At 53.3% G+C, this 1,179-nt stretch carries 1 protein-coding gene; it reads left to right on the top strand.

Annotation, left to right across the window (positions count from 1 at the left end; all coding sequences use genetic code 11):
- Positions 1-205: 205 nt before the first annotated feature.
- On the top strand, positions 206-1,168 hold the full coding sequence (locus tag CAF77_RS28690; protein ID WP_064378582.1) for an IS110 family transposase: 963 nt from the start codon (positions 206-208) through the stop codon (positions 1,166-1,168).
- Positions 1,169-1,179: the final 11 nt, after the last annotated feature.

Raw genomic sequence — 1,179 nt, 5'->3', positions numbered from 1 at the left:
CGCTTGTATGTTTAGACTTGAAGGGGTGGGCGGGACTAAAAGCTCGATTCCGACTCTAGCCAGTACGGACCGTGGGAGACTTCTCGTCCCGCCCTTTCTACCTAAAGCGCCGATAAGGAATTCATCGGTAAAACCGACGATAGAGGCAAGCCAGCGCTACGGTAGACCCCGACAAGCTCTTAAACCCTAGCTCCGAGGATTCGTCATGACAATCCTTACCTCGCCAACGGTGATTGGTGTCGATGTGGCCAAGGCCGAAATCGTTGTTTATCGCGAAGATCTGGAAATTACCCAGGTCATCAACAATGACCGCACGTCTGTAGGTCGTTGGCTGAAGACCTTGCCCGCACAAAGCTCGATCGCCCTGGAAGCCACTAATCTCTACCACCTGGACACGGCCGAACTGGCCCATGGTATGGGGCATCGGGTTTACGTCGTGGACCCTTACCGGGTGAGCCATTACCGCGAAAGCATCGGTCAGCGTGCAAAAACCGACCCTTGTGATGCACGTCTTCTGGCGCGTTATCTAACCAGTGAACAGCACCGGCTGCGGGTCTGGAGCCCACCACCACGGCACTACACGGTGTTGAAAAGTCTGCTTAACAAGCGTGCGCAGCTGATGAAGGCCCGAGTCAGTATCATGCTGAGCTGGTCAAACGAACCTCTCCTTGAAGATCTTTTGGCCCATGGGTTGGAGCATTTCAAACAGCTTGATCAGGCCATTCAGGAATTACTCCGCAAAGTCAGCCAAGAGGCCGGCATTAGCGAAAACATCAGACGCTGCAAAGCGATTGAAGGGATTGGTGAACTCACGGCAACGGGCTTGGCAACTACGTATATGCGAGGTGAGTTCGCCAGCGCCGATGCGTTCATCGCCTTTCTGGGAATGGATTTGAAGGCAAAGGACTCAGGCAAGAAACACAGTCCTCGCCACTTGAGCAAAAAAGGTGACGGAGAATTACGGCGTCTTGCACACAATGCAGCTATGGCAGCTTGTCGGTCCCCTGTTTGGAAACCGTTCTATGAATCCTATCTGGCAAGAGGTCTAGCCAGAACTCAGGCTTTGGTCATCCTCGCCCGTAAGCTTTGCCGGGTGGCATTCGCCCTCATGAAAAATCAGAGCGAATACCAACCCAATTTAAGGTTGCAGGGTTCCCCTGCAACATAGAATCTCCCACA

Origin of the sequence: Pseudomonas sp. R15(2017) (genome assembly GCF_002112685.1) — a bacterium.
In the GTDB taxonomy this organism is placed as follows: domain Bacteria; phylum Pseudomonadota; class Gammaproteobacteria; order Pseudomonadales; family Pseudomonadaceae; genus Aquipseudomonas; species Aquipseudomonas glycinae.
Note: the sequence above shows the minus strand (reverse complement) of the source record. Positions and strands in the feature narration are given on the sequence as shown.